The 5,640-nt window shown below is 45.4% G+C and carries 7 protein-coding genes; all 7 read left to right on the top strand.

Annotated elements, in window-relative coordinates:
- A partial coding sequence (locus IH879_18785) for a T9SS type A sorting domain-containing protein (GenBank protein ID MCH7676972.1) occupies nt 1–870 on the top strand: 870 nt, incomplete at its 5' end.
- Between the two features lie 422 nt (nt 871–1,292).
- Nucleotides 1,293–3,140, top strand: a complete 1,848-nt coding sequence (locus IH879_18780; protein ID MCH7676971.1) for a sigma 54-interacting transcriptional regulator — start codon at nt 1,293–1,295, stop codon at nt 3,138–3,140.
- A 192-nt stretch (nt 3,141–3,332) separates the two neighbouring features.
- Nucleotides 3,333–3,698, top strand: coding sequence for a DUF4136 domain-containing protein (locus IH879_18775; protein ID MCH7676970.1), 366 nt, complete (start codon nt 3,333–3,335; stop codon nt 3,696–3,698).
- Nucleotides 3,670–3,978, top strand: coding sequence for a DUF4136 domain-containing protein (locus IH879_18770; GenBank protein MCH7676969.1), 309 nt, complete (start codon nt 3,670–3,672; stop codon nt 3,976–3,978). Before IH879_18775 ends, IH879_18770 begins: the two co-directional genes overlap by 29 nt.
- 52 nt (nt 3,979–4,030) lie before the next feature.
- Nucleotides 4,031–4,381: a thioredoxin gene (gene trxA / locus IH879_18765; GenBank protein ID MCH7676968.1), complete on the top strand. Its 351-nt coding sequence runs from the start codon at nt 4,031–4,033 to the stop codon at nt 4,379–4,381.
- Nucleotides 4,382–4,451: 70 nt separating this feature from the next.
- Nucleotides 4,452–4,871, top strand: a complete 420-nt coding sequence (locus IH879_18760) for a DoxX family protein (protein MCH7676967.1) — start codon at nt 4,452–4,454, stop codon at nt 4,869–4,871.
- 103 nt (nt 4,872–4,974) lie between these two features.
- The gene (locus IH879_18755; protein ID MCH7676966.1) at nt 4,975–5,232 is read left to right on the top strand and encodes a hypothetical protein; all 258 of its coding nucleotides are present in this window, start codon (nt 4,975–4,977) and stop codon (nt 5,230–5,232) included.
- The last annotated feature ends 408 nt before the right edge of the window (nt 5,233–5,640 follow it).

The following is a 5,640-nucleotide window of genomic DNA, read 5'->3' as shown; positions in this document are numbered from 1 at the left end:
GCTGTTGCCATAAATAGCAGCGGCGATATTTTTGCCGGGACTGCCGGCGGCGTGTTTCGCTCCACCGACAACGGCGATAACTGGAGCGAAATCAATACCGGCCTGGCTAATACGGATATTCGTGCTCTTGCCATCAATAGCAACGACCATATTTTTGCTGGAACCGCTGGCGGCTTGTTTCGCTCTACCGACAACGGAGATAACTGGCTGGAAATCAATGCCGGCTTGCCAACAAATACTGCTGTTGGCACTCTTGCCATCAATAGCGGCGGTGACGTTTTTGCCGGGTCCAACCGTGGTGTGTTTCGTTCCACTGATAATGGAAATAACTGGAATCAAATGAATACCGGCTTGACGAGTACCCGGGTGGCAGCTCTTGCCATAAACAGCCTGGGAGAGATTTTTGCCGGAACGTCTGGCGGCGTCTTTCGCTCCACCGATAACGGAGACAACTGGAACGAAATCAATACCGGCTTGACCAACTCTAATGTCAGTGCTCTTGCCACCAACAGCACCGGGCACATTTTTGCCGGCACTTCCGGCGCCGGCGTATTTCGTAGTCTCGCATCCACAACAAAGGTCGAGGAAGTCGCCTCCGCCAGACCATCTTCTTTTGTGCTGGAACAGAATTATCCGAATCCTTTTAATCCATCCACGACTATTGAGTTTGCTCTTGAGAAGCGTTCACCGGTCAAACTAAAGGTATTCGATATTACCGGAAGAGAAGTTGCCAGGCTCGTGGATGATATGCTTACGCCCGGGAGTTATAAAGTTGTCTTCAATGCTACTGGTTTACCGAGCGGTATTTATTTCTATCGAATTAAGGCGGGCAAGTATACGCATACAAAGAAACTCATGTTGCTCAAGTAGAAATCCACGAGGCGATAACCTCATGTAGAAGTAAATCGGGCTTGAGGCTAACTTTTCATGCACGCGACAAAAGGGCGCCGGTTTTTTGAGAGTGCCTGTGCTCTCACGAAGTTCATTTTGCATTCTCAGCCACAGTGCTCTTAAACCTTTTGCGCGTGATAATCGCGTTAGCGCGCAAGCGAAGCTTGGTGCTTCTTATAGAGTGTAAGTCTCTGTCGGGCAAGGTTCGGCCAGCCACCCGTACCGAGTGTTGCGTGTAGGTGGAGTTCCTGGCTTGACGGTAGACGTGATCGCAAAAGGACTTTTAAAAATCAATCAAGAACAACTTAACAACACCCTCAAAATCGGGGTTTGTGACTGTTGTTTTGGCCAGTCATTACAGGAATCTTTTTCAATTCAATAAGAGATTTTTGGAGCTGTAAATGAAAGCTCAAGAAAAAACCAAAGAACAACCCCTTAAAGAACTGACAGATTTGCAAAAGCAGTTAGCTGACCTAAAAAAGGCAAAAAATCAGCGCCGGGCGGCGGAGGAGGCACTAACACAGCTCCTGCGGCAGAACGATCTCATCCTGAATTCTGCAGGTGAAGGAATTTACGGTCTAGATCGGAACGGGCTTACCACATTTGTGAATCCAGCAGCGGCCCGGATGCTAGGCTGGTTACCGGAAGAACTGCACGGTAAACCGCAACATGCCGTCATTCACCACACGAGGCCAGACGGCAAGCCCTACCCCAAGGAAGAATGCCCTATCTATGCGACTTTCAAAGATGGGATAATTCATCGCGTGGACAACGAGGTTTTTTGGAGGAAAGACGGCACCAGCTTTCCAGTGGAGTATACCAGCACACCGATTCGCGACGAACAAGACAGATTGGAAGGTGCAGTCGTGACGTTTCGAGATATCACCGAGCGCAAACGGACCGAAGAAGAGATCGAGAGCTTAGCAAAATTCCCAGCCGAAAACCCAAATCCGATCATGCGAATTACGAAAGATGGTGAAGTCATTTACGCAAACGAAGGCAGTTCACCATTGCGTAAAACCTGGAAATGTAGGGATGATTGTTTTTTACCGGACGAATTGCGCGACCAGATATCGCACATCTTTAAATCCGGGACAAGCGAAGAAGTAGAAGTTATCTGCGGGGAGCAAATATTCTCGATCTTGTTCTCACCGATTGTCGACGCCGGTTACGTCAATGTCTATGCACTTGACATCACCGAACGCAAACGAGCCGAAAAGGCTCTTAGTAAAGCACTTGTTGAGGTAGAGCAATTAAAAAACCGCCTTCAGGCAGAAAACATTTACTTACAAGAAGAAATTAAGGTTGTCCATAACTTCGAGGAAATCATTGGAGCAAGCGCGGCGCTTAAAAAAGTTTTGCGGAAAGTCGAACAAGTCGCCTCCACAGATTCAACAGTCCTGATTCTGGGAGAAACAGGCACTGGCAAGGAATTGCTTGCCCGTGCCGTTCATAACCTCAGTGACCGTAGAGACCGACCGCTGGTCAAAGTTAATTGTGCGGCCTTACCGGCAAACCTCATTGAAAGCGAACTATTCGGCCATGAAAAAGGAGCGTTCACTGGCGCTTTCAAACGCAAAATCGGCCGCTTTGAATTGGCAGATGGCGGCACGATTTTTCTGGACGAAATCGGCGACCTGTCGCTGGAGCTGCAGTCGAAACTCCTGCGCGTTTTACAAGAGGGGGAATTCGAGCGCTTGGGAAATCCGCAAACCACTAAAGTGGACGTTCGCATCATATCGGCCACCAACCGTGATTTGGAAAAAGCGGTTGAGGATGGAAGTTTCCGTGAAGATCTCTATTACCGATTAAATGTCTTTCCCATTCAGAGTCCCCCGCTGCGCGAACGCAAGGAAGACATTCCAATTTTAGTAAGACATTTTATCAGGAAGTTTACGGCCAGGACCGGGAAAAAAATAGAAACCGTTCCACAGAAAGTGATGGCTGCTTTACAGGGGTATCATTGGCCGGGTAACGTGCGGGAGGTAGAAAACATCATTGAACGAGCCGTCATTATCAGTACGGGAAAACAGCTCAAATTAGAGGATTGGCTTTCGAAGACAGTTATCTCTTCTAAGGCATCACACATCTCCACTCTGGCAGAGCTTGAGCGGGAGCATATCCTTGAGGTCCTGGAGTTGGCTCGCTGGCGTGTAAGCGGCGAAAGCGGCGCAGCAAAGGTCCTGGGCTTAAAACCCACCACCTTGGAAGCACGGATGAAAAAACTCAGCATCCAACGCAAGGCGTAACGTCCCCATTATTTCGTAAAACTCCCAAAATATTGGGAATTCCCACCTTCTCTCCACTGTTCGTCAAAAACATTTTCAATTTAGTTAATTTCAATATAATTAGCCATTTGGAACACCCTCCAAATGGCTTTTTCTTTTTTGGCACGAAGCTTGAATTAAAGCACGGCGAACTTAACAAAGGAGAGACAAGTTATGAAAAATACAAAATTGGTCTTAGGTTTGGTTCTGGTAACAGGACTAATAAGTTGTTCCGGGAGACTGGTCAGATCAGACTACGATCGCGAAATTAATTTCGCCAGGTTAAAAACTTTTGATTGGAAATCTGAATCTGAATACTCCGGTTCAAATGGTCTTGCAAAAAACTCGCTTTTCGAAAAACGACTGAGAAAAGCAGTTGAGGCAGAATTGGTCGCTAAGAATCTGTCGAAGCAAGCCAACAGTCCCGACTTTTTGATTGCTTACTCTGTTGAGGTCGAGGACAAAGTTGATGTAAGGTCTGATAGATTCGGGTATGGGTATGGATATGGACATGGATGGTTACCGGCCCGGGTATTATAGGTTTGGTTACCGGTCGAGATATTACGGCTTTGGTTATGGGTCGGGATACTATGGCAACGGTGGGCTGTATGGTTACCAATACAAAGAGGCTACCCTAATCTTAGACTTTATTGACCCGGCGTCAAATGAATTGCTCTGGCGTGGCGTCTATATTGATGAGATTGATGACAGCGGTATCATAAAAGAAGATAAAATCAATGAGGCAGTAAAGCACATTTTGGAAAAATTCCCACCCGAGAATAGAAGTGTGGGTACAACTAATTTATTAACATCAAAATAAGAGGTCAGCTTCGACAGAAGTGACTTCCAAATTAAAGAAAGGAGAATCAAAAATGACGTCGGACAAAAAACAGACTACGCTAACCGATGCTAACTTTCAAAAAGAAGTACTTGAAAATTCCCAGCCGGTTCTGGTGGATTTTTGGGCCGATTGGTGCGGACCCTGCCACATGGTCGCACCTGCTATTGAAGAAGTGGCTGCAGATTTTGAAGGACGTGCCAAGGTTGGGAAATTAGACGTCGATGCTAATGGCAAAATCGCTGGACAATATGGCATCCGTTCTATCCCGGCGATACTACTCTTCAAAGATGGTCAGGTAGTCGATCAAGTGCTAGGTGTGGCACCTAAGTCTGAATTAACTAACAAACTCAACGGCCTAATTCAGAATGGCGAGAAAAATTGAAAAAAAGACACAACTATAATTAATGTTAAATTCTGAAGTAAAACATAACAAAATAAAAAGGAGATACATTATGAATTCTTTAACAAAACTATCACAGCATGGACATTGGTTGTTGCGTGGAGCCATAGCAAGTGTTTTTATTTATCACGGATTAGGCAAATTCCAAAATTTAGCTCCAATGGCAAATATGCTGAACATGCCGATTGTAATGCTTTTCATAGTGGCTTCCGCAGAGACGGTAGGTGGAGCGCTTATCCTTTTTGGAGGATTCCTCAAAGATTGGATGACGCGTATTGGAGCCCTTATCCTTATGCCCGTAATGCTGGGTGCGATTCAGATGGTGCACTGGGGACAATGGCATTTTAAGGCGACTGAAACGCATCCTATGGGTGGCATGCAATTTCCAGTGACCCTGTTGCTGGTTCTGCTTTACCTGTTCGTCAAAGGGAATAGCGTAAAGTCAAGTGAAGCGATCCCGGTGTCGAGCTAACAGGGGTTTTGGTTATAAAGATGCCATGTCGATTGCTCTGACATGGCATCTTTTATAAAACCACAGTTAAACAGATTGAATACAAACAGGAGTTTTTAAAAACATGAAAAATATAAAATTACTTATTGGTTTTGTCCTGATGACAGTGTTCGTGGGTTGTTCGCCGCGTGTTAGTTTTGTCAAAGCAGATTATGATGGTCAGAGGGGACCCACTCAAGTTGGCTATGGCAGCAGTGGATACGGTCACAATGAATACGGCTATAAAGTTTACGAATATGAAGGATTTGATAACAGCAGATATGGTTTTAAAGGGTACAATTATAAAGATAGAGTATATCGTCACAATCAAATACATCCATAGAACTCGGGGTCATTGCGGAAATAATCAAATCGAGACCCCGATTCAACCGCGAGTGTTTTCCTTGATATTCCGTAGTTCCACGATATTCCATAGATTGACCCTGAACCTTCCTTCCTCCGTTAAACAGTCCACCGATCTCTTAAGGCCTTGTTTTACAAGAGGCTAAGTTTACCGTCTCTCCTTTGGCACAGGCCTTGCCTTATACCGCAGTGATGATCATCACAAATCAATCAAACCCAAATCACAATAACCTTTAAACGAGTATAAGCAGTTATTCGGTGTGACCCAGTAGAAGTATCGTTATACGCGTTTTGGAATAAGGGAGAAACGGTTGAAATGAGCAGAGTCGAAACGCTCTTAGAAACAAAATGGCTACCCACTTTTATTAACGAAGAAAGGACTCTTTTT

The organism is candidate division KSB1 bacterium, from assembly GCA_022562085.1.
Classification (GTDB): domain Bacteria; phylum Zhuqueibacterota; class Zhuqueibacteria; order Oceanimicrobiales; family Oceanimicrobiaceae; genus Oceanimicrobium.
The sequence above is the reverse complement of the archived record's forward strand: the minus strand, read 5'-3'. Positions and strand labels throughout refer to the sequence as shown.